Raw genomic sequence first — 26,697 nt, 5'->3', positions numbered from 1 at the left:
GTCAGCCGGTCACGGTCCACCGCACGGCCTTGAGCGTCGCGTCGGCGGTCGTGCTCTCGCCGACGATCGTGCCGCGCTCGTTCAAGGCCACCGGCAGGCTGCGCGTGCCGCCGAGCGAGCCGAGGTAGACGACCTTCCCGTCCCGCCACAGGAACCCGCGGGGTGAGCCGGCGCTGCCCGTCCAGCCGATCACGTCACCCCGGTCGTTGACCGCGACCGCCTCGGACCGACCGGGCACGTTCAGCGTCACGGACCCGCCGCCGGCCCGCCACAGCGTCGCCCGCCGCGTGCCGCTCGCGTCCGTGGTCCACCCGACGACGTCACCGCGCTCGTTGATCGCCTGCGGGCTGTTCGCCACCCCGCCGGACGTCGACAGCACGGTCACCTGGTCGCCCGCCCAGCGCAACGCCTTGGTGTCCCGGTTGCCGACGACCACCCCGGCTTCGTTGATCGCCTCCACCGAGTAGGTGCTCGACCCCGGCACGGTCGGCAACGGCCTGCACGTCGTGGCGTCCGGGCAGAGGAACGCGTGGAGGTCGGTGCCGAACATGGGCGCTTTGGAGCCCGCGACCACGCCGGCGTCGTTGACTGCGCTCGTCCACAGGTGTGGCCCGGTCACGGGCAACGACGTGTGCTTGCCGTCCCGCCACACGACCGCCTTCTCCTGGTGGTACCCCGACGGCGAGGTGGAGTACGTCATCGGCACCACGCCCGTGTTGCCGATCGCCGATGCGATCACCACGCCGGCGCCGCTGGGCGTGAGGTCGGTGACCGTGCCGTCCTGCCAGATCCGGGCCCGCTGGACGAAGGGGCCGGTGAGGCTGACACCTTCCTCGATGAGCACCTGGCCGACCTGGTTGAGCCCGGACGGTCTGCCGAGCCCGAGGTCGGTGGCCGCGGCGCCGCTCGCGGTCCACCGCACGGCACGCGGTTTGCCGTTGCCCTCCGCGACGCCGACGACCTGCCCGAGGTCGTTGACGGCGATCGCGCGGTGGGTGGGGTAGCCGGGCAGGCCGGGCAGTTCGGTGATGGAGGCGCTCGCCTGCGCGGTGGGCGCGGCCACCAGGGGCAGGACGACGGCGAGGGCGAGAACTCCTGCGGTCGTGCGTGACTTGGGCATGGTCGCTCCATTGCGAGATGTCCGCTGAATCGATCCAAACGGTAGTCGCGGGCGCACGGAGCCGGCGTCGTCCGGACAGCGGAATCCACCGTCTCGAACGCGATGCCGTGCTGAGGACCCCCTTGCCGACCCCAGTGCGGTCTCGTAGCCTGCCGACTGTCGAAGCGCTTCGACACACACCGGCTGCATCCGACGGCAGGAAGCCGCCACCACGGCGCATTCTTCGGAAGGGAACGACGTCTCATGGCGGAGGCCTTGGAGTGGAGCACGTCCGACGTGGTCGTGCGGGTGGAGCCGTGGGGTGTCGACAGCCTGCGGGTGCGGGTGGCGCGCGACAGCCTGCGGGACGAGCTGCCCGGCGCGCTGCTCACCCCGAAGCCGCAGGCGAGCAGCCCGGTCGTCGAGGAGCGCCGCATCGTCAACGGCGGGATCACCGCCGAGCTGGACGACCGGGGGCACCTCCGGTTCCTCTCCTCCGCCGACGGCGCCGAGCTGCTGGCCGAGGCGCCGCCCTACATCTGGTGGCCCGGCCCGCGGCACTTCACCACCGAAGGGCTCGAGCAGCGCTTCCGCGGCTACCCGGGCGAACGGTTCTACGGCCTGGGCCAGCACGGGCACGGCAGGCTCGACCAGAAGGGCTGCGTGATCGACCTCGTGCAGCGCAACGGCGAGGTCGCCATCCCGTTCCTGGTGTCCAGCCGCGGCTACGGCCTGCTGTGGCACAACCCGGCGATCGGGCGGGTCGAGCTCGGCATGGACGTGACCCGCTGGGTGGCGCGGGACTCGCAGCAGATCGACTACTGGATCACCGCGGGCGCCCGTCCCGCCGACATCCTCGCCCGCTACGCCGAGGCCACCGGGCACACGCCGATGATGCCGGAGTGGGCGGCCGGTTTCTGGCAGAGCAAGCTGCGCTACAAGACGCAGGACGAACTGCTGGCCGTCGCACGCGAGCACCACGGACGCGGGCTGCCGCTGAGCGTCATCGTCGCCGACTTCTTCCACTGGCCCGCCATGGGCTCCTGGAGGTTCGACCCGACCTCGTGGCCGGACCCGCGGGCGATGGTGCGGGAGCTGGAGGAGATGGGCGTGCGCCTGATGGTCTCCGTGTGGCCGACCATCGGCGCCGCCAGCGAGAACTACGAGCCCATGCGGCGCGCGGGTCTGCTGGTCGGCCGGGCAGGGGGCGGGCTCACGCGACAGCACTGGCCCGACGCGTCCGGGTACGCGGAACTGGCCTACGTCGACTCGACCAACCCCGCGGCCCGCCAGTACCTGTGGGACCAGGTCAGGCGCAACTACCTCGACCACGGCGTCAAGGTGTGGTGGCTGGACGCGTGCGAGCCCGACCTCGCGTCCGGTCTCGCCGAGGAGGCGGTCTACCACGCCGGTCCCGGCCGCGCCGTGACCAACCTCTACCCCCTCCTGCTCGCCCAGGGCTTCCACGACGGGATGCGCGAGGCGGGCGAGGACGACATCGTGCTGCTGATCCGGTCGGCGTGGGCGGGCAGCCAGCGGTACGGCGCGGCCGTGTGGTCCGGCGACATCGCCAGCACGTTCGACTCGCTCGCCGTGCAGGTCCGGGCCGGGCTGAACATGGCGATGAGCGGCATCCCGTGGTGGAACAGCGACATCGGCGGCTTCCTCGGCGGCGACCCGGACGACGAGGAGTTCCGCGAGCTGGTGATCCGCTGGTTCCAGTACGCGGTGTTCACCCCGTTGCTGCGCCTGCACGGCGACCGGGCGCCCAACCAGCCGTTCACCGCCGAGATGACCGGGGGGCCCAACGAGCTGTGGTCCTTCGGCGAGACGGCCTACCCGATCCTGCGCGACCAACTCCACCTGCGCGAACGGCTCAAGCCGTACGTCCTTGACCAGATGCGCGTCGCGCACGAGACCGGACTGCCCCCGATGCGGCCGCTGTTCGTCGACTTCCCCGACGACGAGCGGGCGTGGCAGGTCGAGGACCAGTTCATGTTCGGCCCCGACCTGCTGGTCGCACCCGTCACCGAGTACCGCGCACGCTCCAGGACCGTGTACCTGCCCTCCGGAACGGACTGGACCGACGCGTGGACCGGAGCACCGGCCATTGGCGGGACCGCTGTGGACACCGGCGCACCGCTCGACCGCATCCCGGTCTTCGTCCGACAAGGCACCTCGCCCATCCCGGACCACACCTGACCGCGCGGTGAGGCCGGGGTCGGCCGGCGGGCGCATTCGGTCCCGGCGGTGAGCGCGGCTGCCTCACGTTCCTCGGCGCCGCACCATGGTGAATCGAGGTGGGTCCGGTGACGGATTCATCAGGATGAAGCGGCTGTCAACGACCTGTTGCGCGTCCGTGTCCGATCACGGCGCCGGCGGGATCTCGCCCGAACCGCGCTGGACGAGGGTGGCCGGGATGACGGCGTGCGTCGGTGGGGACTGGTCGCCGTCGATGCGGGTGAAGATGAGTTCGGCGGCTTTGCGGCCGAGGGCGGGGACGTCCTGGCGCAGGACGGTGACGGCGGGTTCGAGCATGTCGGCGAGGGGGAAGTCGTCGAAGCCGATGAGCGCGATCCGGTGGTGCAGGTCGCGGGCGCGCAGGGTGCGCATCGCGCCGACGGTGACGAGGTTCTGCGCGGTGAACAGCGCGGTCGGCGGTTCGTCGAGGTCGAGCAGGGCGGCCGTGGCTGTCTCGGCGGCGTCGGGGCCGTGCAGGTCGGTGCGGATGAGTTGTTTGCGCAGGGTGAGGCCGGTGTGGGCGAGTCCTTCCAGGTAGCCGGTGTAGCGCTCCTGGCTGGTCCAGAGCGTCTGCCGGTCGCCGAGGAAGGCGATGCGCCGGTGGCCGCGTTCGGCGAGGTGGAGGACGGCTTCGCGGGAGCTGTCGCGGTTGGTGGTGGTGACGCTGTCGGTGCCGTCGAAGGTCGGTGGGCGGTCGACCAGGACCATGGGTGTGCCGCGTTCGCGTTCCTGCTGGAGTGCGTCCTGGTGGCCGCCGGCGGCCATGGCGACGATGCCGTCGACGCGGCGGGTGGCCAGGGACGTGAGCAGTTCGCGTTGCAGGGCCGGGTCGTCCTCGTTGCTGCCCGCCAGCACGAGCACGTCGTTCTGCCGGGCGCGGTCCTCGACGGCGCGCAGCAGGGCGGCGTCGAAGGGGTTGGACAGGTCCTCGAACAGCACGCCGATGGTAGCGCTGCGCTTGTCCGAGCGGCGCAGGCTGCTGGCGGTGAGGTTGGGGCGGTAGCCGAGGGTGCGGGCGGCGGCGCGGACGCGTTCGACGACGTCGGGACCGGCGCCGGGCAGGTCGTTGATGACCCGGGACACCGTCTTCGTGCTGACCTGGGCGAGTGCGGCGACGTCCTTCATGGTCGGCTCGCGCCGTGCACCCCGTGCGTCCATGGTCCTCTGCTCCATCCTGGGTAACGCTTGTGTAACGGCAGCTTGTCGTGACTTGGACCACGAAGCTAGCGTCAACGATGACTTAACGAAAGTCCCACTTCTTCGAACTGTCCTCATGGGACCGGAAGTGCGGCGTTTTCCACTGCTGCATGCGTAACGGGCGGCCACGACGGAACCACATCGGGTCCGGCGGCCGGTTACGTCAACGTTGACGTTGGAGGAGACATGACCGGACGGTCGCGAACGGGCGTCAGGCTCACGGCGCTGGTGTCGGCGTCCTTGCTGGCGCTGGTCACCGGGTGCGGGGACGGCGGCGGTGCGGCCGGCGGCGGCACGCTCGTCGGGTTGGTGACCAAGACGGACACGAACCCGTTCTTCGTGAAGATGAAGGAGGGCGCGCAGGCCGCCGCCGGCTCGACCGGCGCGACGGTGCAGTCGTTCGCGGGCAAGCAGGACGGCGACAACCAGTCGCAGGTCGACGCGATCGAGAACCTGATCGGCGCGGGCGCCAAGGGCATCCTGATCACGCCGAACGACTCCAAGGCGATCGTGCCCTCGGTGGACAAGGCGCGGCAGGCCGGGCTGCTGGTGATCGCGCTGGACACCCAGTTGGAGCCGGCCGACGCGGCGGACGCGACCTTCGCCACCGACAACTACCAGGCCGGGCTGCTGATCGGGCAGTGGGCCAAGGCGAAGTTCGAGGCCGAGGGCAAGCAGGCGAAGATCGCGCTGCTGGACCTCAACCCGAACCAGGTGTCCGTGGACGTGCAGCGTGACCAGGGCTTCCTGGAGGGCTTCGGCGTCGACGTGAAGGACAAGGCGAAGATCGGCGACGAGAGCGACCCGCGCATCGTGGGCCACGACGTGACCGACGGCGCCCCGGAGGGCGGCCGGACCGCGATGGAGAACCTGCTGCAGAAGGACCCGGGCGTCAACCTCGTCTACACGATCAACGAGCCGGCGGCGGCGGGCGCGTACGAGGCGTTGAAGGCGGCGGGCAAGGAGAAGGACGTCACGATCGTCTCGGTCGACGGCGGCTGCCCCGGCGTGGAGAACGTCAAGTCGGGCATCATCGGCGCCACCGCGCAGCAGTACCCGCTGAAGATGGCCCAGCTGGGCGTGGAGGCGATCGCGAAGTTCGCGAAGGACGGCACCAAGCCGCAGAACACCGCGGGCAAGGACTTCGTCGACACCGGCGTCACCCTGATCACCGACCAGCCCGCGTCCGGCGTGGAGTCGAAGGACTCCGCCTGGGGCCTGCAGAATTGCTGGGGCTGAGCCATGTCGACGACCCTGTCCACGGGCCACTCACCCGGCGGCAACCCACTGGGCGAGGACACCAGGCGCTCGCCCCTGGCCCGTCTGCAGCACCTGCTGCACTCACAGGCCACGATCGGGCCGGCCGTGGTGCTGCTGGTCGCCGTCGTGGTGTTCGCCGTGCTGTCGCCCCGCTTCCTCACGCCGGGCAACATCTCCCTGATCCTGCAACAGGTCGCGGTCATCGGCACGCTGGCCGTGGGCCAGACGATCGTCATCCTCACCGCCGGCATCGACCTGTCCTGCGGCGCGATCATGGTGCTGACCTCGATCGTGATGGCGAAGGTGGCGGCGGACACGGGGCTGCCGGGCCTGCCCGCGCTGCTGCTCGGCTTCCTCGTCGGCACGCTGTGCGGCCTGCTCAACGGCCTGCTGGTCACGCGGCTGAAGCTGCCGCCGTTCATCGTCACCCTCGGCACGCTCAACGTGTTCTTCGCGCTCAACCTCTGGTACTCCGAAAGCGCCACCATCCGCGGCACCGACATGCCCTCGTTGCTGCTGTGGACCGGCCAGACGATCAACATCGGCGGCACCCGCGTCACCTACGGCTCGATCATGATGGTGCTGCTGGTGGCCGCGATGGCGTTCGCGCTGAAGAACACCGCCTGGGGACGGCACGTCTACGCCACCGGCGACGACCTCGAAGCCTCCCGGCTGTCCGGCATCCGCACCGGCCGCGTGCTGCTCAGCGTGTACGCGGCGGCGGGTTTGGTGTACGCAATGGCGGCCTGGGTGCTGATCGGGCGGATCGCCTCGGCCAGCCCGCAGGCCGGCCAGATGGACAACCTCGACTCCATCACCGCCGTCGTCATCGGCGGGACCAGCCTGTTCGGCGGGCGCGGCGCCATCGTCGGCTCGCTGATCGGCGCGTTGATCGTCGGCGTGTTCCGCAACGGGCTGGCGCTGGCCGGGGTGGACGTGCTGTGGCAGACGCTGGCCGTCGGCGTGCTGATCATCGTCGCGGTCTCGCTGGACCAGTGGATCCGGAAGGTGAAGCCATGACCACACCGGTGTTGCAGGCCCGCGGCCTGGTCAAGCGCTACGGCCGGGTCACCGCCCTGTCCGGCGCCGACCTGGAGCTGCTGCCGGGCGAGATCCTGGCCGTCATCGGCGACAACGGAGCCGGCAAGTCCACCCTGATCAAAGCGCTGTCCGGCGCGGTCGTGCCGGACGATGGCGAGATCCTGGTCGACGGCAGGCAGGTGTCGTTCGCCTCGCCGATCGACGCACGGGACGCCGGCATCGAGACCGTGCACCAGTCGTTGGCCGTGTCGCCGTCGTTGGACATCGCCGCCAACCTGTTCCTGGGCCGCGAACGCCGCCGCAAGGGCGTGCTCGGCACGGTGTTCCGGATGCTCGACCGCAACGGCATGCGCGAGGAGGCGCGGCGACAGCTCGACGCGTTGGGGATCATGACCATCCAGAACCCCGGTCAGGCCGTCGAAACCCTGTCCGGCGGCCAACGGCAAGCCGTCGCGGTCGCCCGTGCCGCCGCGTTCGGCAGCCGCGTCGTCATCATGGACGAACCCACCGCCGCCCTCGGCGTCCGCGAGTCCCGCGCCGTGCTCGACCTCGTCCTCCAGGTCCGCGACCGCGGCCTGCCGGTCATCCTCATCAGCCACAACATGCCGCACGTCTTCGAGGTCGCCGACCGCATCCACATCCAACGCCTCGGCCGCCGCAAGGCCGTCGTGGACCCGAAGACCATCTCCATGTCCGACGCCGTCGCGATCATGACCGGCGCCATGGAGCCGCCCGACCAAGCCGCCTGACGCTGCCGTTCCCCGCGCGACGCCTCATCGGGCGTCGCGCGGGACGAGCACGCCTTCCTGGAGGTGTCGTGAGACGTCGTCGTCTCGTCAGCCTGTTGACCGCCGCCGTCCTGCTCGGGGCGGTGCCGAACGCGTACGCCGAGCCCTCGTTCACCGAACCCCACCGGCCGCAGTTCCACTACACACCCGCGAAGAACTGGATGAACGACCCCAACGGGTTGGTCTACCACGAGGGCGAGTACCACCTCTTCTACCAGTACAACCCGGACGGCAACACCTGGGGCAACATGTCCTGGGCCACGCCGTGAGCCGCGACCTCGTGCGCTGGCGGGAACTCCCGCTCGCCCTCCCGCACGACGACACCGAGATGGTGTTCTCCGGCAGCGCCGTCGTCGACCACGGCAACACCGCCGGCTTCGGCACGGCCGAGGACCCGGCCATGGTCGCGATCTACACCACGCACTCCAAAGCGGACGGTCGGCAGGCGCAGTCGTTGGCCTACAGCACGGACAACGGCAGAACGTGGACCAAGCACGCGGGCAACCCGGTGCTCGACATCGGCTCCCGCGAGTTCCGCGACCCCAAGGTCCAGTGGCAGGCGGGGCGTTGGCTGATGGCGGTCGCGCTGTCCACCGAGCACGAGGTCGGCTTCTACTCCTCACCCGACCTCAAGACCTGGACGCACCTGAGCGACTTCGGCCCGGCAGGCGCGACGGGCGGCGTGTGGGAGTGCCCGGACCTGTTCCCGCTGCGGGTCGACGGCGACCCCCGCAAGACCAAGTGGGTGCTGGTGGTCAGCACCAACCCCGGCGGCATCGCGGGCGGTTCGGCCGCGCAGTACTTCGTCGGCGACTTCGACGGCACCCGCTTCACCGCTGACGACGACGGCAGCTACACCCCACCGGCCGGCGTGGTCGTCCAGGACTTCGAGTCCTCCTACGGCGGGTGGACGACCACCGGCACCGCCTTCGGCGACGCACCGGCCACCGGCCCGCTCGAAGGGCAACTCCCCGTGGGCGGCGTCGAGGGAACCGGCTACGCCAACAGCTTCCACGGCGGCGACGGCGCGACCGGCACCCTGACCTCCCCGCCGTTCACCGTGGACCAGCCGTACCTCAACTTCAAGATCGGCGGCGGCAGGCACCCCCACGACCCGGCCGCCGCGACCGGTGACACGCCGCCGGCGCGCCAGGTCCTGGCCGACTTCGAGGGCGGCGCCTACGGGACCTGGACCGCCACCGGCGAGGCGTTCGGCACCGCGCCCGCGACCGGCGCGCTGCCCGGTCAGATGGAGGTCTCCGGTTGGCAGGGCGGCGGTCTGGTCAACACCTTCCTCCGGGGCGACGCCGCGACCGGCACGCTCACCTCACCGGAGTTCACCATCTCCTCGCCGTACCTGAACTTCCTCATCGGCGGCGGCAACCACCCCGCCGCCTCCGAAGCAGCCACCGCGGTGCGGCTGGTCGTCGACGGTCAGGTCGTGCGCAGTGCCACCGGCAAGGACTCCGAGGCCCTGAACTGGGCCTCGTGGGACGTGCGAGACCTTGCCGGGAAGGGGGCCCGCTTCGAGGTCGTGGACCAGAACACCGGCGGCTGGGGCCACATCCTGGTCGATCACGTGGTGCTCGCCGACGCCCCCGCCAAGCCGCGCTCCACCGAGACGTCGGTCAACCTGGTGGTTGACGGGAAGGTCGTGCGCACGGCCACCGGGGCGGACCGCGAAACCCTCGACTGGACCTCCTTCGACCTGCGCGAGCACCTCGGCAAACAGGCGCGGATCTCTCTGGTGGACCGCAACACCGCCGGGTGGGGACACGTGCTGGCCGACCGGTTCACCCTCGCCGGCGCACCCGCGAAGTCCACCGTCGAGAGGGCGGACTGGGTGGACTTCGGCAAGGACTACTACGCCCCCGTGTCCTGGGAGAACGCCCCCGACGGCAAGCGTTACGCGATCGGCTGGATGAACAACTGGCAGTACGCCGGCAACACCCTGACGTCACCGTGGCGCAGTGCGCAGAGCGTGGTCAGGCAGCTGGGGCTGCGCACCGTCGGCGGTGAGGTCAGGCTCGTCCAGGAACCGGTGCGCGCCCTCGACCGCCTCCACCAGGGCGCGCCGGTCGTCGTGCACGGCAGCACTGTCCGCGAGGGCTCGCGATCACTGGGCAGGCGTGCCGAAGGCCAGGCTCTGGACATCGAGGCGACCTTCTCGTCCAGGGATGCCGAGCGCCTCGGCCTGAAAGTGCACAGCGGTCCCGGGCAGGAGACCGTGATCGGCTACGACACCACCCGCGGCGAGCTGTACGTGGACCGCACCCGGTCCGGGCGCGTCGACTTCAGCCCCGACTTCCCCGCCGTGCAGCGCGCGCCGCTGGCCGCCGTGGACGGGAAGGTGACGCTGCGCGTGCTGGTGGACCGCTCGTCGGTCGAGGTCTTCGGCGGCACGGGCCAGGCCGTGATCACCAGCCTGGTCTTCCCCGACCCGGCCGCCGGTGACGGGGTGGAGGTCTTCGCCGAGGGCGGCGACGCCCGGATCGACCGCCTCACCGCGTGGCACATGGGCTCCTACCGACGCTGACAGCTCGCGGTGGTGGAGCCACCTCTCCCGGCTCCACCACCGCTTCCCGACAAGGAACACGACATGATCATCGTTGCCGGCGAGGCCCTCATCGACCTCGTGCCCGACCGCGTCGGCGGCTACCGGCCCCTCCCGGGTGGCAGCCCCGCCAACACCGCCGTCGGACTCGGCAGGCTCGGCACCCCGACCGCGCTGCTGGCACGCCTCGCCGACGACCGCCTGGGCTCGCTGCTGCGCACCCACCTGGAGACCTCGAACGTCGACCTCCGCCACATCGCCGAGTCGACCGCGCCGACCACCCTCGCCGTGGTGGACGTCGACCGGGACGGCGTGGCCGACTACTCGTTCTACATCGACGGCTGCGCCGACGGCGGCTGGCAGGTCGCCGACCTGCCGGCTGAACTCCCGCCGGACGCGGCACTGCACGTGGGCGGCTCCTTCGCCCTCGCGATCGAGCCCATGGCCACCGCGTTCGAGACCTTGCTCTCCCGCGAACACCCGCACCGCGTCACCACCCTGGACCCCAACATCCGCCCGATGCTCATCGACGACCACGCCACCGTGCGCGCCCGGCTGCGGCGCTGGCTCGGCATGGTCGACGTCGTCAAGGTCAGCGCCGACGACCTGCGGTGGATCGCCCCCGACCGACCGCTCGCCGACGTCGTGTCCGAGTGGCACGAGCAGGGGCCGGCATTCGTCATCGTCACCCGCGGGGCAGACGGCGTGCACGCCTCCGGGCCCACCGGGCACATCGATCTCCCCGGCCTCCCCGTCGACGTCACCGACACCGTCGGCGCGGGAGACGCGTTCATGGCGGGGCTGCTGGCCGCCTTCGACCGCGACGACCTGCTCACCCGGACCAACCTGGCCACCGTCACCCGCTCCGAGTTCACCGACGTCCTCGCCTACGCCCAACGCGTCGCGGCCATCACCTGCACCCGCCCCGGCGCCGATTCCCCCTGGTTCGACGAACTGCTCACCGCCGGAATCCGTCCCGCGACCGCTTGACCCGAACTCTCTTCCCACAGACGTGAAGTGAGGCCAGCATGCGCAGATCCGTTGTCCTGTCGGCAGTGGCGATCCTGATGGCGATCACCGCGATCGCCGCGCCCTCGGCGCAGGCGGCGCCCTACCCGGAGTACCCCTACGACGCGACCGACTACGACGAGCCGTTCCGCGGCCAGTTCCACTTCAGCTCGCAGGGCGGCTGGATGAACGACGTGAACGCGCCGCTGTACCACAACGGCGTCTACCACCTGTTCTACCAGCACAACCCGCACGGCCTGAACTGGGACACGATGCACTGGGGCCACGCGACGAGCAGGGACCTCGTGCACTGGACGCAGCAGCCGATCGCCCTCGAGCCGGGCACGCACAACGCGACCCTGTTCTCCGGCGGCGGCTGGGTGGACACCACCAACGTCACCGGCCTCAAGACCGGCGCCGACGCCCCCATCCTGCTGTTCACCAACACCAACGGCGTCTCCATCGCCTACAGCACCGACGGCGCCAGGACGTTCCGCATGTACGACGGCGGCGCCAAGGTGATCTCCACCCCGTACGAGTCCCGCGACCCGAAGGTGTTCTGGGACGCCGCGCGCAACCGCTGGGGCATGGTCTTCTGGGGCAACGAGGGCGGCAACGCCGCGAAGTTCTACAGCTCCACGAACCTGCTCGACTGGACCTACCGCGGCGAGTTCCGCGCCGACTGGCTGTTCGAGTGCCCCGACCTCTACCAACTCCCCGTCGACGGCAACAGCGCGAACCCGAAGTGGGTCCTGCAGGACGCGAGCGGTGAGTACGTCATCGGGACGCTCGACAGCGCCGGTGCCTTCGTGCCGGACACCGGCTGGTCGCGTCCGCAACGCGTGGACGTGGGCCGGACCGACTTCGGCGGGACCGCCTACGCCGGCCTCACCTTCACGAACATGCCCGGCAACCGGGTGGTCCAGATGTTCTGGCAGCCCGGCAACAAGGGCTCGACCTGGACCGGCAACGCGTCGTTCCCCGCTCAGCTCGGGCTCAGGACGTTCCCGGGCGAGGGCGTCCGGGTGACCCGCAACCCCGTCAGCGAGATCTCCACCATCCGCCAGGCCGCGCAGACGTGGAGCGACCTGACGATCTCCAACGACCTCGCGACCAACCCGTTCAACGGCATCACCGCCGACACCTACGAGATCGAGGCGACCTACGACCTGACCGGGGCCACGGCCACCGACTTCGGCGTCGAGCTGCACCGCCGCGCCGACGGCACCCGCGACGCCGCGATCGGCTACGACCGCGTCCGGCAGACGCTCGCCGACGCCCCCATGGCGCCGATCGACAACCGGGTGAAGCTGCGGGTCCTCGTCGACCGGGGGCAACTGGAGACCTTCGGCAACGACGGCCGGATCTCGGTCACCGACAACGTCGACTTCAACTCCTCCAGCGGCAGCCTCGGCATCCGCACCTACGCCAACAACGGCACGGTGCGCGTCGAATCCCTGACCTTCCGACGCTTGAGCAAGGCCTGGGCGAACGCGCCCAGCGGACCGGACCAGGGCATCGGCATGATCAAGTGGAACGGCGCCGACAAGTGCGTCGACCGCGACAACGCCACGGCCCTCGTGAACATCTGGGACTGCTGGAACGGCGGCAACCAGCGCTGGACGTTCACCGCGGCCGGGAAGATCAAGATCGGGAACGAGTGCCTCGACCAGCCAGGGGAGACCATCGGCAACGGCGCGAAGCTCAAGACCCACGCGTGCTGGGGTGGCGACAACCAGCGGTGGACCCGCATCGGCACGAACCAGTACCAGAACGCGTGGTCCAAGCGCTGCCTCGACCTCACCGCGGGGGACGCGGCCAACGGCCGCCAGTTGCAGGTCTGGGACTGCGTCGGCGGCCCCAACCAGCGGTGGAGCATGCCGACCACCTGACGATCGCCACAACCTGACGAAGGGCGGGTGGCGCCACCCGCCCGCCCTTCACCCTCACCCGCGCGGGCCAGGACCGGGTACCCCGCTCGAGGGTCGCCGGCCGGATCAGTTCACGCAGAGGCAGAAGGGGTGGCCTGCCGGGTCGAGGAAGACCCGGAAGGACGTGCCGGGCTGGTGCGGGTGCTTGGTCGCGCCGAGGTCGAGCACGGCCGCCTCGGCGGTGTCGAGGTCGTCGACGGTCACGTCGAGGTGCATCTGCTGGGGCGACTCCTGGCTCGGCCACACCGGCGGCGCGTACCCGTCCACCTGCTGGAAGCAGATGCACTGGCCGTGCTCCGCGCGGACCTCGGCCCAGTCGGAGGAGACGTCGACCCGCCAACCCAACAGGGCGCCGTAGAACCTCGCGAGCGCACCGGGGTCCGGGCAGTCGATGACGATGCTGGGGAAGCGGGCGACGGCCATGCCGGTCATGCTAAGGGCGATTGCGGACGATCTACGTCCGGATCACGCCGGGGAACGTTCAGGCACGATCGGTAACCATCGCCACTCCGCCGACGACATCCCCGTGACAACCCGTGACGAGCGTTCGGTGGTGTGACAGATGCAGTTGACCAAACCCTTCTCCCGCGGCGTGGTGATCTGGGACACGGACTGGGACGAACCGAAGAAGCTCGAGGTGCTGGACGCCAACACGCCCGATGATCACATCGGGCTGTTAACCGTGGCGGGGAGGAAGATCGCGGACCCGGCGGTCGCCCGGGACCTCGACTTCATCGTGGCGCGGATCCGCTCCAACGGCTTCGACACGTGGACGAGGTCGAACGCGCACAGCCTCCGGAACAGGCTCCGCGACATCGGCCGGGACGACGACGTCCGAGCGGTCGAGGTCGTCATCCGGGGCAAGGTGGCGGCCGTCGCCCCGCACGCGTCGCACTCGCAGCTCAAGACACCGTCCGGCAACACCCGCGCGCTGCACGTGAACTACACGACAAGGGATGACGGGACCCGCTTCGACACCGAGTACCAGCACGTGGAGTTCTTCGTCCGCTGCGCCGAGGAGCTGGGTTTCCGACTCCACATCTTCACCACCGAGCAGGGAAGCGCGGACCTGGGGTCCGCGGGTCTGCTCGGCGGCGCCGGGGTCGAGGTGCTCAGAGCCGCGTACAACCCCGCCAAGTGGGCGGAGGACAGCGTGGAGTTCCTGGTCTCGGGCCAGGTCGCGGTGCTGGAGAAGTTCGTCCCCATCGGCTTGGCCGAGGGGTTGACCGCCGGCCGCCGGCAGCGCTGGGCAGGTCTGATCAGCGATCCCGCCCACCAGGGCAAGCCCTTCGACCGGATGCGGGTGCGCGACTGGGTGCCCGAGGGGTTGTCCGTCAACAGCAGCCCGACCGGCGACGACCGCGCGCGGGCGGTGGAGGCCGCCGGGGCGGGGCCCGTGCGGCGCCTGCGCTTCTACGGCGAGGGCGGCAACCTCGTGACCGGCGACCTCGCGGACGGCCGGGTGGTCGTCCTCGTCGGCAGGGACGCGATCGCCGCGACCAGGGCGGAGTACTTCTTCACCGATGACGACGACGTGCTGCGCATCATCGCCGAGGACTTCGGCCTGGAGACCGGGCAGGTCGTGCCCGTGGAGCAGCCGGGCAAGTTCCACCTCGACATGGGGTTGATGTTCGTCGGCCAGGGCAGGGTGGTCCTCAACGACTGCCGGGCCGAACTGGAGGCGGCGCGCGGCGCCGTGGCCGACGGGGGCACGGACACCGAACTCGTCGCCAAGCTCGAACTGCGCAGCGGCCTGGAGGCGCTCGCCCGGGCAGACCTCGAGAGGGCCGGGCTGGAGGTCCGCCAGGTCACGTTGGAGGCCGGTTGGGCGCACAACTTCTTCAACGGCGAGTTCGTCACCGGACAGGACGGCAAGGCGTACTTCCTGACCAACGGCACGGCCAACGCCGAGGCGAAGACCGCGTTGGAGGCGCTGCTCGTGCAGGAGCTCGGTGTGGTGGCCGGGATCCGCTACTCGCCGGTCAGCGCCGCCGCCAAGAGCCTGGCCGAACAGGGCGGTGTCGGCTGCCGCGCCAAGGGCTCCCAGTGAGGTGACGACGAAGGGGCCCCGCACCGGGGGCCCCTTCGGGTCGGCGGCCGGCTCAGCGGGGTCACGACCTGAGCGCCGTGACCGGGTGAGGGCGCCGCCGGGGTGTGTCCTCACCCGGCGGGGGTGAAGCCACCCCAAACAGCGTGAGCGCCGTCGGCGGCCGTGGCTAGCGCGCCGTAGCTGTCGGTCTGGGCGTCGCGTGTGCCGTTGTGGTGGTTGTACTGAGCGGCGAAGGCGTGTTGTCCGACCGGCAGGGTGCGGTCCGGTTTGAGGGTCCAGCGGTGGACCACCGTGCCGTCGATCTCCTGGACGGTGGTGGTGAAGTCGTCGTCGGGGCCGGTCTGCCACTGGTCGGTGGGCTGCACGTCGCCGGTCTGCGTGATGCGCAGTTCCACGGTGAGCGCGGTGAGCGGCTGGGTGGTGGTGAGGGTGAGCCGGTTCTGGGTCCAGTAGGCGAGGCTGTTCGGATCGATCGAGCCCTTCGACGACAGCGGCCCGTCCGAGAGCTGGTCGTCGGGGGGCGGAGTCGAGTTCGGATCACCTGTCGACCGACCGGTGGTCGTCAGGTCCGGCTGGCCCTGCGCGGGCGGCGGGGCCGGGGTGTCGGTGGTGCGAGCGGGGTGGGTGGGGGCGGGAGTTCCGCTCGGGGATGCGGCAGCGGCACTGGTCGCGCTGTCCGGGTGCGTCGGTGCGGTCCCGACGATGCCGGCGACGGCGAGGCCGGCGGTGGCCAGGATTCCGGCCGCGGCGACGCCGGCGAGCGCCACCTTCGGCCAGGACCGTGCGATGCCGGGTGCCCGGGTGCGGACGGTGGCCCCGGCCATGCCGCGTTCCACGCGTGCCAGGATCCGGCCGCGGTCGGGCTGGTGCGCCTCGGCGGCCTCCCGCAGTTGCCTGCTGATCTCCTCGTTCACCGACTCCTCCTCCCCGCTACCACGTCCCCGGCCGCTTGCACGCCGAGCATGCGTTCCAACTCGGCCAGCCCCTTCGAGGTCTGGCTCTTCACCGCGCCGACCGAGATCCCCAGCGCGAGCGCGGTGTCCTTCTCCGACAGGTCGAAGGCGTGGCGGAGGACGACGCAGGCCCGCTTGCGGAACGGCAACCGGCCCAAGGCCGCCCGCACGTCCACCACGGCGGCCACGTCCGGGCCCTGTGTCTGCTGTGGACGATGTGACCAGAACAGCGCGATCCGGCGGCGCTCGCGCGTCGCGCTGCGGATCCGCTCCCGCGCCAGGTTCGCGACCACGCCTCGGGCGTACGCCACCGGGTGCTCGGCCTGGCGCAGCCGGTCCCAGCGCTGCCACAGGGCGATCAGGGCGTCGGCGGCCAGGTCGTCGGCGGCGTCCGTCTCGCCGGTCAGGAGACAGGAGAGACGTGACAGCTCGGCGTAGTGCTGTTGGAAGAAGGCGTGGAACTCCGCCGACGCGTCATCACGGAGCATGTCTCTCTCGGCTGCCTCTCCCTACCCATCCGCCCTCCAGGGCGGCAACGTACCAGTGGCCGATGACCACCTCCGGATGCCGGGCACCCCGCCGGCCCGGCCGTGACCGCCCGTCGGGCCGGCGCGAACGCCGGCCCGACGAACACGACGCGTCCGGTGCTCAGGACGGGTCTCCGTACAGCACGCCGCGGCCGTTGGTGCCCACGTAGACCCGGCCGTACACCTCGGGGTCCCCGGTGATGACGCCGCCGACGGCTCCGCCGAACTGGTTCCGGTCGTCGTTGATCCTCACCCAGGCGGCGCCGCCGTCGGTGGAGCGGAAGATCCCGGTGGCGTCGTCCACCGTGCCGATGAGGTAGAGGGTGTGGTAACCGGCACCGGGTGCGGCCTTGCCGAAGCCGACGGCGGCGGCTCCCCGCACGCTGCCCAGCTCCTGGAAGCTCACCCCGCCGTCGGTGGAGCGCGAGAGCCCGCCGCCGTCCGCGATCCACAGGTCGCCGGCCTTGCCGGGAGCCGCCTTGAGACGTCCCCCGCCGAGACCACCGGCACGGGCGGCGAAGGTCTTGCCGCCGTCGGTGCTGGCGAACAGGGTGCCGCCGCTGAGCGCGTAGAAGGTGTCCGCCGCGGAGCGGTCGGCGACCACGGCCGTGCCCGCGGGCAGGCCGGAGGACGCCGTCCAGGTCTTGCCCCGGTCCGTGGAGACGTAAGGCACCTGCCCCGACGCGGTCCACACGACGGTGCCGCCGTCCGTCGAGATCGCCACGGTGCCGCCGCCCGCCGCGCTCACCGGAGCCCCGTCGAACGGCGTCCAGGTCGCGCCGCCGTCGGTGGAGTAGGCGCCGCGCTCTTCGCCGCCGTACCCGACGCGCACCACGACGTTCGGCTCGGCCTGCGCGAAGTCGATGCCGGTCGTGTTGCTGAAGCGTGGCCCGGACGAGGCCGCGGCCGGCACCTCGTCCAGGTCGTCGTGGCGGAATCCGCCGATGTCGCCGAGCGCGCTGATCAGCTTGCCGCTGGGCGGCGCGACCAGGCCCAGGACCGCGGTCTCCTCCAAGCCCTTGACGGGGACCGTCCAGTGCGTGTCGCCGCCGCTGTCCGCCGCGGTCACGTCCTGGCTGGCCCACAGACCCGCGCCGGTGCCGTACAGGACGTGCCCGGAGTCGAACGGGTCGATGGCCAGTGCGCCCATCCAGTGGCCGATGCCGGTGCCGACGTACGGCGCCGCGGAGGCGTCCCGGACGGACGTGCCCCCGAGGGCCTTCCAGGTGGCGCCGCCGTCGGTGGAGCGGTACAGCTCGTCCGAAGGCCACCATCGGTCGAGGGTGGTGACCATCACCGTGGACGGGCGCCGCGGGTCCACCGCCAGCCCGGCGTAGCCGAAGTTGGTGCCGGGGATCGGCGAGATGTCCTTCCAGGCCCCGCTGGACGGCGTGTGCTTCCACACCGAACCGGCCTTCACCCCGTTCGGGCCCGGGACGTCGGTGTACGTCAGGTACAGCGAACCGTCGCCCGACAGGACGCCGTGGTGCGGCAACTGCCCCGTGGGCTGGCCGGGCACGGCCTGCCAGGTGCTGCCGCCGTCGGTGGAGCGGTACAGCGACGTGGTCTTGTCGGCGGCGCCCACGTAGATCGTCTTGCTGCCGGCGGGTCCGAAGGTCACGAAGGACAGGCCGACACCGCTGCTGCCGCCGTCCTTGACCGGGAAACTGGCCACCTGGCTCCACGTCACGCCGTGGTCGGTGCTGCGCCACAGCCCGTTCTTGCGGGTGCCCAGGTACAGGGTGCGGTGGTCCGCGGGGTCGATCGCGAGCCGTTCACCCATGGACCGGCCGTCCTCGTTGCCGCCCAGCTTGAACGGCAGGTCGGTGCGCTGGAACGTCCTGCCCTGGTCGGTGGAGCGCAGGATCGCCCCGTTGCCCGCCCAGTCGTTGGTGTAGGTGCCGGTCGCGAGGTACAGGCGTTCGGGGTCGACCGGGTCGGTCGCCACGCTCTCGATGCCCAGCATGTTCCAGTCCGCGACCCAGTCGGTCAGCGGCACCCACTGGCCGGCCTTGCCGTCCCAGCGGTACGCGCCGCCCATGTCGGTGCGCGCGTACAGCAGGCCCTTGCGGTTGGGGTTGAAGACGAAGCCGGTGACGAAGCCACCACCCGCGATCTGGACGTTGCGCCAGGAGTAACCGCCCTGGCCGGCCGCCGGCTTGGACGTCGTGGTCGGCGCGGCGGACGTGCTGGGGGAGGGCTTCTGCGCGGCGGCCACCGCGGGGGGCGAGGGCGTGGCGGCGGTTTCCGCCCTGGCCAGCTTCCACTGCTGGTCGGCGCCGCCCCGGTCGGCGGACTGGACGACCGCTTGGCCGTCGGAGCCGTCGTTCGCGCCCAGGACCATGCCGCTGTCGCGCGAGACGATCTTCACCGCGCCACCGCCGACCTCGGTGAGCTTCCACTGCTGGGTGGCGGCGCCGGTGTCCGACTGCTGTTCGACGTTGGCCGGCGCCGTCGAGCCGGTCCGCACTCCCAGGACCTTCCCGCTGTTGTGGTTGACCAGCTGGTAGTAGCCGCCGTCCACCGGCTTCAACCGCCACTGCTGACTCGCGGCATCGGCGGCGAGCTTCTCCTGCTGGATCCGGACGCCGTCCGCGTTGTCCGCCCCGGCCACGTCCAGCGCGTTGCCGTTGTGCACGGAGACGAACTGGTAGTAGGCGGCGGCGTCCACCGTCAGCGCCTCCGGGTCATCCTGCACGAACAGCAGGTAGGGGCCGACGAACGCCGCCACGCCCAGCGTCACGGCGATCGCCGTCCAACGCCCGCGGTGGCGTCTGCGCGGCACGGCGCCACCGCCGTGGCGCACGCGCCGGCCGTCGGCGGACCCGGACTCACTCATAGCAGCACTCCTCGACTCTGCCGTGCCTCGCACACGGCTCAGGGCGGCGCCACGCCTCCCGAGCGCGCTGCGCAGCACGCAGCGGTCAGGACCGGGCAACCCGGCGTTCGATCCTCATCGGACTGCCCCCAAGTTGCCGCTGCTGCCGAGAAGGTTGCCGCCGAGTCGAAGATCTTCTTCAGACGTCGTTCCCGCCGTGCGGACTCGCGGTGCGGGGCACCCCCGTGTGCGGACGAGCCCGGTCAGCGCGACGGACGCGCTGAAGCCGCTGAGCGGTCGACCACCGCTGGGGCTCTCGGGGCTCGCGCTGCGCGGATGTGAACGCTAACGCCACGGATTTATGGCCGCAAGACCGGTAAACCTGTTAAGACGACGGGAACGTATCAAATGCGCGCCTCGGGTGTGACGCCGGCGTTAGCGCCAACGCACGCGATTGTCTGGCAGCAGCGGACGTCTAGCGCGCAGTCTGTCCGGCTGTACGGAAGTTCTGCCGGCGGTTCCGTCGTCAGGCCACCAGGACCTCCGGGTCGGCGGTGATCGTCTCAAGTGGATTTGCTTCTTGACATGCCGTTGTCCCCACCTTCCAATGTGAGCGCTAACGCAACAGTATTAAGCGACCAGGGAGAACATGATGCAGGCAAGATCGCGGCGGCTCATCGCCTGCGCCGTCGCTGTGATCACCGCCTCGCTGCTGCCCGCCGCGCCGGCGGTCGCGGAGTCCAACGGTGGCACTCGGGTCATGCCGCTGGGCGACTCGATCACCGAGGGGACGCAGGTGCCGGGCGGCTACCGCATCGGGTTGTGGCAGCGGTTCGGGGGCGGGAACTACCGAGTGGACCTCGTCGGCTCGGAGTTCAACGGCCCGGCGTCGTTGGGCGACCACGACCACGAGGGCCACCCGGGCTGGCGCATCGACCAGATCGACGCGAACGTCGTCACCTGGCTGCGCAACACCAACCCGCGAACCGTGCTGCTGCACATCGGCACCAACGACGTGCTCCAGAACCACGACCTGGCCAACGCGCCCGCGCGCCTGTCGGCCCTGGTCGACCGCATCACCGCGACCGCGCCCAACGCCGACGTGTTCGTCGCGACGATCATCCCGATGGGCGGCGAGTCGCGGGAGGCCGCCGCGCGCGCGTACAACGCCACGATCCCCGGGATGGTGCAGGGCAAGGCCAACGCGGGCAAGCGCGTGCGCCTGGTCGACATGCACGCCGCGCTCACCGCCGCCGACCTGATCGACGGCGTCCACCCGACGGCCACCGGCTACGACAAGATGGCCGCGACCTGGTACAACGCGCTGCGCGCCGTGCCCGGCAGCATCGGCGACCCCGTCGCGCCGGCGGGCAGGCAGATCGTCGGCGTGCCCTCGGGCCGTTGCGCGGACGTTCCGGGGGCGACCACCACCAACGGCACGCAGGTCCAGCTGTGGGACTGCCACGGCGGTGCGAACCAGAACTGGACCTACACCTCCGGCAGGCAGCTGGTGGTCTACGGCACGAAGTGCCTGGAAGCCTCCGGCTGGGGTTCCGCCAACGGCACCCAGGTGGCGATCTGGGACTGCCACGGCGGTGCCAACCAGCAGTGGAACGTCAACGCCGACGGCACGATCACCAACGCGCTGTCCAACCTGTGCCTGGACGCCTCCGGCTGGGGTTCCACCAACGGCACCCGACTGGTCCTGTGGTCCTGCTCGGGCCAGGGCAACCAGCAGTGGAGGTCCTGACCGCGATCGGGTGCCGGTGATACCGGGTTGGACGAACGGCATTCCGTGACCGGGGGTGCACGTCGCACGAACGCGACGCGCACCCCCGGCGGGGTTTCCAGGTCGAAAGAGCACGTCCCGGCGCAGGATCGCCTCCGGGCGCACCGGCGACCGGATCCGACGGAGTTCGGCCACCGGAGGTCGGTGCGACCTCGTCGGGCCGCGACGAACCCGGCCATCGCGTGCGAGGTCGGATCAGCAGGGGCGATTGGAGGTGGTGAAGGAAGCGCTGGTGCTTCCGCCGTAGCCGGAGAACGTCAGCACGTTGGCCGGACTGCTGGTGGGCACCGAGAAGTAGGACGGGGTCAGCGTCACCACCGTCCCGGCGGGCACGCCGGCGGGAGCGGTGAGGTTCACCCTGGTAGGCGAGGCAGACGACGTCTGCACGGCAGGGTTGCTCGACCCCACGTGCAGCGACCACGGCGAGGCCGAGCGGCTGGCGGTGATCGACCAGGTGCTCCCCGCCGGGACCGCGGTGGCGGCGTTGAGGGTGAAGGCGAACACGTTGCTGAACGGCCCGGTGCACGTCTGCCCCAGTGTGACGCTCGCCGTCGAGGGTGCCGCGGTCGCGGCAGTGGCCGGGACCATGGTCAGCGCCGCGACCGCCCCGAGTGAGACCGTAACCTGCAGTACCTGTCGAATTCGCGTGATCATGTTCTCCCCCTTGTGCGGCGGCGCGAAGCGGTCGGGTGCGCCACTGAACGATTTGTGACTCCTGTATATCGTCGAAATCGACCGGGGCGCGGACCATTCGGGGTATTCGACGTGGAGTTGACCCGATCGGTCTAGTTCGCCAACGCCGTTCGGAACCCGTGAATGCGTGATTCCGAACTCTGATGACGCGATTCCGGATGTCGTCCGTGCAGGTCAGGCGACGCGGTGGTGCTCGTCGGGGATGTCGCTCGGTCGTCGCCCGGTGGACGTTCCGGGACCGCGATCCGATGCAGTGCCGGGATTGCCGCGTTTCACCGTCGTCGCCACCGCCGGATACGTTTGGATCGCACCGGCGATCTGCGTGTCGGAGGCGGGCAGCGCGGCCGATCCGGTCGGGAACATCAGCCTCGAGCGAGGCCACCGCCCGCACGAACGATCCGGGCTAACAGGCCGTCCAGGCGCCGTTCTCCTTGACCAGCTTGATCACACCGCCTGCCCGGACAAGTCGGATCGGCATCGGGGCGGCCATGGTGTCCAGCGCGGCACTGGCTTCGTCGGAGAGGTCGTCCGGCCCCGGCATGCCTTCGACCGGCAGCTGGTCGAGGACTCCGGTGGCCGTCGTGTCGGTCTTGTCGCGGACCTCTACCGCACGAACCGGGTACTTGACGTCGGCCAGCCTGGGGTCCAACCGGGCCATCTCCGCCAGCGTGCTCCGGAAGGTGTACTGCTCACGCCACTCCTCCGCGCACACCAGCTTCTTGATCGCGTCGTCATCCTGGTCGTTGGTCGCCTGAGCCAGCGCGGCCAGCGCACCCTCCGGCGTGTCCGCGGACTCGGCGGAGCTCGAACACCCGACAAGCCAGCCGCTCAGCCCGATCACACCGGCCACCAGTCGCAATCGCGCTGTGCGCGCACAAATGCTCACGTGCGCTGACGGTACTGACACGGCCCCCACCTCCGAACCGGAACTTTCCGCCTCGACGAGCACCCCGCACGCGTCAACCCGAACCGTCGCAACGAAACCGGGTGCAACCGACGGAGGCGCGGGATCAGCCGGTGGGCGCCCGGCCCGGTTCGGGCAGGAACCCTCGGCGCCACGCGGAGCAGGCGCCGACCCGGCCGGTCTTCGGGTGGGGAAGAAGGCCCGCCGGGTCGGTGCCGCCACGGGGACGTCCGGGCGATCAGGCGATCAGGACAGGACCAGTGACAAGCCGTAGGCGGACAGGATCGGGTTGACCTCCTGGTAGTACGTGGTTCCACCGCTGGAGCAGTTGCCCGAGCCGCCCGAGGTCACGCCCTGGGCCTGGTTCGAGCTGAGCCACGAACCGCCGGAATCGCCGGGCTCGGCGCAGACGTTCGTCCGGGTCAGGTTGTAGACGACGCCCTGCGGGTAGTTCACCGTCTGGTTGCGGGCCTGGATGTAGTTGCACCACATGCCGGTGGTCGAGCCCGAGCGGCACACGCCGGAGCCCACCGGGACCTGCGCGGAACCGCGCACGTAGTACCAGTAGCCGTTGTAGCCCTCCATGTAGCCCCACAGGTTCACACCCGCGACGGTCTGCACCCACGCGTAGTCGTAGTAGGGGAACGTGGAGCCGGCGAAGTAGCCGTAGAGCGCGCCGTACTGGTCGGTGGCCTGGGAGCCTGGAGCACCACAGTGACCTGCGGTCACGAACCCGCCGTACACGGCGAAGCCGATAGAGCACCGGCCCGCGTTGTTGATCCAATACGGCCAGCCGCCGACGACGTCGGCGTACGGCACCGGCGAGTGGTCCTCCTCCACCACGCGCACGGCCTGGTGGCGGGCCTTGGCCTCGTCGACGAACGCGCTCACGGCGGCGTCGACCTTGTTCCGGTTGACGGTGACGACGACCGTGTTGGTCCGCACGTCGACGTACCAGCCGTTCACACCGGCGGGCGCGGACTTGGCGGCCTGCCGGTCGAGGGCGGTCTTGACGGCGTCGAGCTGGGCGTAGCTGTGCGCGACCGGCACGACGTCGACGTCGAGACCGGTCTTGGCGGTGGCCGCCTCACCGGCGACCGCGACGGCGAGCTTGCCCGTCGCGGGGTCGAACCAGCTGCCCGCGTAGGCCGAGCCGTAGAGCTTGCGGGCGACGAGTTCGGCGCCGCGGGCCTTCTCCTCCTGGGCCAGACGCGTTTGGACGCCCTCGGCGGTGAGGTCGAAGTCGCGCTTCATCGCCTCGGCCATGCCGAGGGAGACCCGCGGTGCGGATGTGGGGGACGTGGTGGCCACACCGGTGGGCGCGGCGACTGCGGGCAGGGATGGAATGGCGAGGCCGATCGCGAGGACGACCGCGCCGGCTAATCGGGCAGTGCGTGCAGGAGTCACTTGGGCAGCCCTTTCACACAGAGATGCAGGGGAATGCTCCGGCCGGTCACCGGGGATGTGCGTGCGGAGCCCGGTGCCGCCCGTATCGCCGTCGAGGAACCCGGCGGATTCGGAACGATACATTCCGGCCCAATGCGCCGATACCGCCGAGTCGGTGGCGTCCGACCGCTATTTCGCAGTTCGTGACACTTGGAATTTTTCCGATCGTGCGGCGTGGTTGCCGATCGGCGAATTCGTCCTTCCGTAGTTTTCGGCCACCGCGGATCGGGTAACGTCATCCGGTTCGGTCCGACGGGGCGCCTGCCGGTGCCGGAACGAACCCCGGCGCGCAGGCCGGCACCGCACTTTGCGGGGGGCACGCCCACTGAGAATCCGCCAAGCCCTCGCGGGCGACTCGGACGGACCAATCGAAAGCACTCGATCCGGGTCTGTCAGCGACCGCGTCGACTGCCCGAAAATCTGGCGATGTCACGAAAAGCTGACGCACCCGGTCTACCCGGTGTCATCGTCGTGGGCGCGGGGATGTCCGGGTTGGCCGCGGCGCGGGCGCTGCGTGAACTCGGCCACCCCGTCACCGTCCTGGAAGCACGCGACCGGGTCGGTGGGCGGATCTGGACCGACGAGCACGGGGTCGACCTGGGCGCGCACTGGATCCACGGCACGGACGGCAACCCGATCACCGAGCTGGTCGAGGACCTGGGCATCCCCTACAGCTACGTGGGCGGTGACAGCGCCTACACCGGGGGTTTCGACAGCCTGGACCTGTTCGGCGCGGACCGCCGCCCGACGAACCACCGCCGCAAGAGCCGCACCCTGGAACTGGCCGACGACGTGCTGCACGAGATCGAGCGGCGGGCCTCGATCGCGCGCAAGGAGCAGCAACCGGACATCTCCCTCGGCGAGGCCCTGCGCGAGGTCCTCGCCGAGCGCCGGTTGCCGCCGGAGGACGAGCAGGCGGTCCGCTACCACCTCAACGTGCTCCTGCGCGAGGACGTCGCCGAGGACGCCGACAGGCTGTCCCTGCAGTTCTGGGAGGACGGCTACTTGGTCTACGGCTACGGCGACAGCACCCTGCACCAGGGTTACCAGTCGGTGGTCGACGCCCTCGCCGAAGGGCTGGACGTCCGGCTGGGTCACGTGGTCAGGCGAATCGACACCGGCGACGTGCCGGTGCGGGTCACGACCGACCGGGGCGACTTCGAGGCGGACAGGGTGCTGGTGACGGTGCCGCTCGGGGTGCTGAAGTCCGAGGCGGTGCGCTTCGAGCCGCCGTTGCCCGCGGCCAAGCGATCGGCGATCGCCCGGCTGGGGTTCGGCACCCTCAACAAGATCGCCCTGCACTACCGCGAACCCTTCTGGCCGACGGAGCAGTACGTCTTCGGCTACTTGTGCCGCGACACCGACCGCTATCCCACGGTCGTCATCAGCATGTGGAAGTCCCACGGCAAGCCGGTCCTGGTGATGCTGCTGGGCGCGTCGCTCGGCCGTGAGGCGGAGACGTGGTCCGATCAGGAGGTCTCCGCCTACGCCGGCTCGATCGTCGAGGACCTGTTCGGCGCCGCCGTGCCCGCGCCGGAGCACATCTCCCGCACCGCGTGGTCGTCCGACCCCTTCGCCCTGGGCTCGTACACCTGCATCGGCGTCGACTCCTCGTCGAAGGACATCGGCACGCTCGCCGAACCGGTCGGCGACCGGCTGTACTTCGCCGGTGAGGGCACCAATCCCTACCACTGGGGCTGCGTGCACAGCGCCTACGAGTCCGGCCTGCGGGAAGCCGCGCGGATCAGCGGCAACCCCACCCTCTACACCCCGCCGAGCGCCGGGACCCCGCGTCGCCGGACGCGCAACACCGACCGAGTGCTCCGCTTCGCGCGCATGCGGATGACGCACATCACCGAGCGGGAGCTGACCGAGCGGGTGGCGTGCCTGCGCGAGGGCGTCGACCCGCACGGGGTGCGGCTGTTCGCCTCGCTGGCCGACTCCGAACTGGAGACGCTCGCCTCGATGTTCGACGAGATCCCGTTCACCGCGGGCGATGCCATCTGCCGCGAGGACGACGCCGCGCACGGGGTGTTCCTCGTCGCCGGCGGCGAGGTCGAGGTCGACTTCGGCGGCATCTACGAACGCGTGGTCCTGGGCCGGGGTGGCCTGCTCGGCCACTACGACCTGTTCTTCGGCGCCCGCACCACGTCCGTCACGGCGCTGAGCGACGACGTGGTGGTGTTCTACCTGGACCACTACCGGTACCAGAGCTTCCTCCACGCCTTCCCCGACGTGCTGATGCTGATGATGTCGGACCTGGTCACGCGGTGGGAGCAACTGGAGAGCACGCTCGGCTCCACGACGCTGTCCGCTCCTGAGCGCACCCCGGGAGCGGCCCAGGTCGGGCTCGGAGGTGGGTGACCGGCGGCATGCCGGTCCGCATCAATCACGGAGA

The 26,697-nt window shown here is 70.6% G+C and carries 21 protein-coding genes and 1 pseudogene; 12 read left to right on the top strand and 10 right to left on the bottom strand.

Annotation, left to right across the window (positions count from 1 at the left end):
- Window position 1 precedes the first annotated feature (1 nt).
- On the bottom strand, window positions 2-1,120 hold the full coding sequence (locus AB0H12_RS21790; RefSeq protein WP_499624693.1) for a hypothetical protein: 1,119 nt from the start codon (window positions 1,118-1,120) through the stop codon (window positions 2-4).
- Window positions 1,121-1,363: 243 nt separating this feature from the next.
- Here AB0H12_RS21790 and AB0H12_RS21785 point away from each other — a divergent pair, with 243 nt between their 5' ends.
- Window positions 1,364-3,301, top strand: coding sequence for a glycoside hydrolase family 31 protein (locus AB0H12_RS21785; RefSeq protein ID WP_499624692.1), 1,938 nt, complete (start codon window positions 1,364-1,366; stop codon window positions 3,299-3,301).
- 165 nt (window positions 3,302-3,466) lie between these two features.
- On the opposite strand, the gene AB0H12_RS21780 is transcribed toward AB0H12_RS21785, so the two are convergent.
- Window positions 3,467-4,498: a LacI family DNA-binding transcriptional regulator gene (locus tag AB0H12_RS21780; RefSeq protein ID WP_499624691.1), complete on the bottom strand. Its 1,032-nt coding sequence runs from the start codon at window positions 4,496-4,498 to the stop codon at window positions 3,467-3,469.
- A gap of 225 nt (window positions 4,499-4,723) precedes the next feature.
- Between AB0H12_RS21780 and AB0H12_RS21775 the strand changes: the two genes are divergently transcribed.
- From AB0H12_RS21775 to AB0H12_RS21745, 7 genes and pseudogenes are all read left to right on the top strand, one after another.
- Window positions 4,724-5,776, top strand: a complete 1,053-nt coding sequence (locus AB0H12_RS21775; RefSeq protein ID WP_499624690.1) for a sugar ABC transporter substrate-binding protein — start codon at window positions 4,724-4,726, stop codon at window positions 5,774-5,776.
- Window positions 5,777-5,779: 3 nt separating this feature from the next.
- A complete protein-coding gene (locus AB0H12_RS21770; protein WP_499624689.1) occupies window positions 5,780-6,817 on the top strand; it encodes an ABC transporter permease in 1,038 nt (345 codons plus the stop codon).
- Window positions 6,814-7,587 carry an ATP-binding cassette domain-containing protein gene (locus AB0H12_RS21765; protein ID WP_499624688.1) on the top strand — a complete coding sequence of 258 codons (774 nt, stop codon included), beginning with the start codon at window positions 6,814-6,816 and terminating at the stop codon, window positions 7,585-7,587. The genes AB0H12_RS21770 and AB0H12_RS21765 overlap by 4 nt, the downstream gene beginning before the upstream one ends.
- Window positions 7,588-7,787: 200 nt before the next feature.
- Window positions 7,788-8,407, top strand: a pseudogene (locus AB0H12_RS21760) (glycoside hydrolase family 32 protein); the annotation flags it as partial.
- Window positions 8,408-8,875: 468 nt separating this feature from the next.
- Window positions 8,876-10,162, top strand: a complete 1,287-nt coding sequence (locus AB0H12_RS21755) for a glycoside hydrolase family 32 protein (protein ID WP_499624960.1) — start codon at window positions 8,876-8,878, stop codon at window positions 10,160-10,162.
- Window positions 10,163-10,225: 63 nt separating this feature from the next.
- On the top strand, window positions 10,226-11,170 hold the full coding sequence (locus tag AB0H12_RS21750) for a carbohydrate kinase family protein (RefSeq protein WP_499624687.1): 945 nt from the start codon (window positions 10,226-10,228) through the stop codon (window positions 11,168-11,170).
- A 38-nt stretch (window positions 11,171-11,208) separates the two neighbouring features.
- Window positions 11,209-13,080 (top strand): ricin-type beta-trefoil lectin domain protein, encoded by a 1,872-nt coding sequence (locus tag AB0H12_RS21745; RefSeq protein ID WP_499624686.1) that lies wholly within the window; start codon window positions 11,209-11,211, stop codon window positions 13,078-13,080.
- Between the two features lie 105 nt (window positions 13,081-13,185).
- Here AB0H12_RS21745 and AB0H12_RS21740 read toward each other — a convergent pair whose 3' ends face one another.
- Window positions 13,186-13,542, bottom strand: a complete 357-nt coding sequence (locus tag AB0H12_RS21740) for a VOC family protein (RefSeq protein ID WP_499624685.1) — start codon at window positions 13,540-13,542, stop codon at window positions 13,186-13,188.
- A 139-nt stretch (window positions 13,543-13,681) separates the two neighbouring features.
- Between AB0H12_RS21740 and AB0H12_RS21735 the strand changes: the two genes are divergently transcribed.
- Window positions 13,682-15,169 (top strand): hypothetical protein, encoded by a 1,488-nt coding sequence (locus AB0H12_RS21735; protein ID WP_499624684.1) that lies wholly within the window; start codon window positions 13,682-13,684, stop codon window positions 15,167-15,169.
- A 110-nt stretch (window positions 15,170-15,279) separates the two neighbouring features.
- Here the strand turns inward: AB0H12_RS21735 and AB0H12_RS21730 are convergent, their stop codons facing one another.
- From AB0H12_RS21730 to AB0H12_RS21720, 3 genes are all read right to left on the bottom strand, one after another.
- The gene (locus tag AB0H12_RS21730; RefSeq protein WP_499624683.1) at window positions 15,280-16,083 is read right to left on the bottom strand and encodes a hypothetical protein; all 804 of its coding nucleotides are present in this window, start codon (window positions 16,081-16,083) and stop codon (window positions 15,280-15,282) included.
- Window positions 16,080-16,610, bottom strand: coding sequence for a SigE family RNA polymerase sigma factor (locus AB0H12_RS21725; RefSeq protein ID WP_499624682.1), 531 nt, complete (start codon window positions 16,608-16,610; stop codon window positions 16,080-16,082). Before AB0H12_RS21725 ends, AB0H12_RS21730 begins: the two co-directional genes overlap by 4 nt.
- 160 nt (window positions 16,611-16,770) lie before the next feature.
- On the bottom strand, window positions 16,771-19,488 hold the full coding sequence (locus tag AB0H12_RS21720) for an RICIN domain-containing protein (RefSeq protein WP_499624681.1): 2,718 nt from the start codon (window positions 19,486-19,488) through the stop codon (window positions 16,771-16,773).
- A 631-nt stretch (window positions 19,489-20,119) separates the two neighbouring features.
- Here AB0H12_RS21720 and AB0H12_RS21715 point away from each other — a divergent pair.
- Window positions 20,120-21,217 (top strand): ricin-type beta-trefoil lectin domain protein, encoded by a 1,098-nt coding sequence (locus AB0H12_RS21715; protein ID WP_499624680.1) that lies wholly within the window; start codon window positions 20,120-20,122, stop codon window positions 21,215-21,217.
- A gap of 234 nt (window positions 21,218-21,451) precedes the next feature.
- Here the strand turns inward: AB0H12_RS21715 and AB0H12_RS21710 are convergent, their stop codons facing one another.
- Window positions 21,452-21,613: a hypothetical protein gene (locus tag AB0H12_RS21710; protein ID WP_499624679.1), complete on the bottom strand. Its 162-nt coding sequence runs from the start codon at window positions 21,611-21,613 to the stop codon at window positions 21,452-21,454.
- Between AB0H12_RS21710 and AB0H12_RS21705 the strand changes: the two genes are divergently transcribed.
- Complete coding sequence (locus tag AB0H12_RS21705; RefSeq protein WP_499624678.1) at window positions 21,603-21,968, top strand: hypothetical protein; 366 nt, start codon at window positions 21,603-21,605, stop codon at window positions 21,966-21,968. The genes AB0H12_RS21710 and AB0H12_RS21705 overlap by 11 nt on opposite strands.
- Window positions 21,969-22,123: 155 nt before the next feature.
- Here AB0H12_RS21705 and AB0H12_RS21700 read toward each other — a convergent pair whose 3' ends face one another.
- The 3 genes from AB0H12_RS21700 to AB0H12_RS21690 form a co-directional block, all read right to left on the bottom strand.
- Window positions 22,124-22,312: a hypothetical protein gene (locus tag AB0H12_RS21700; protein ID WP_499624677.1), complete on the bottom strand. Its 189-nt coding sequence runs from the start codon at window positions 22,310-22,312 to the stop codon at window positions 22,124-22,126.
- 40 nt (window positions 22,313-22,352) lie between these two features.
- Window positions 22,353-22,799 carry a hypothetical protein gene (locus AB0H12_RS21695; RefSeq protein WP_499624676.1) on the bottom strand — a complete coding sequence of 149 codons (447 nt, stop codon included), beginning with the start codon at window positions 22,797-22,799 and terminating at the stop codon, window positions 22,353-22,355.
- Between the two features lie 300 nt (window positions 22,800-23,099).
- Window positions 23,100-24,260 carry a S1 family peptidase gene (locus AB0H12_RS21690; protein WP_499624675.1) on the bottom strand — a complete coding sequence of 387 codons (1,161 nt, stop codon included), beginning with the start codon at window positions 24,258-24,260 and terminating at the stop codon, window positions 23,100-23,102.
- Between the two features lie 465 nt (window positions 24,261-24,725).
- Between AB0H12_RS21690 and AB0H12_RS21685 the strand changes: the two genes are divergently transcribed.
- Window positions 24,726-26,663: an FAD-dependent oxidoreductase gene (locus AB0H12_RS21685; protein WP_499624674.1), complete on the top strand. Its 1,938-nt coding sequence runs from the start codon at window positions 24,726-24,728 to the stop codon at window positions 26,661-26,663.
- The last annotated feature ends 34 nt before the right edge of the window (window positions 26,664-26,697 follow it).

The organism is Actinosynnema sp. NPDC023794 (genome assembly GCF_040639675.1).
In the GTDB taxonomy this organism is placed as follows: domain Bacteria; phylum Actinomycetota; class Actinomycetes; order Mycobacteriales; family Pseudonocardiaceae; genus Actinosynnema; species Actinosynnema luteola.
The sequence above is the reverse complement of the archived record's forward strand: the minus strand, read 5'-3'. Positions and strand labels throughout refer to the sequence as shown.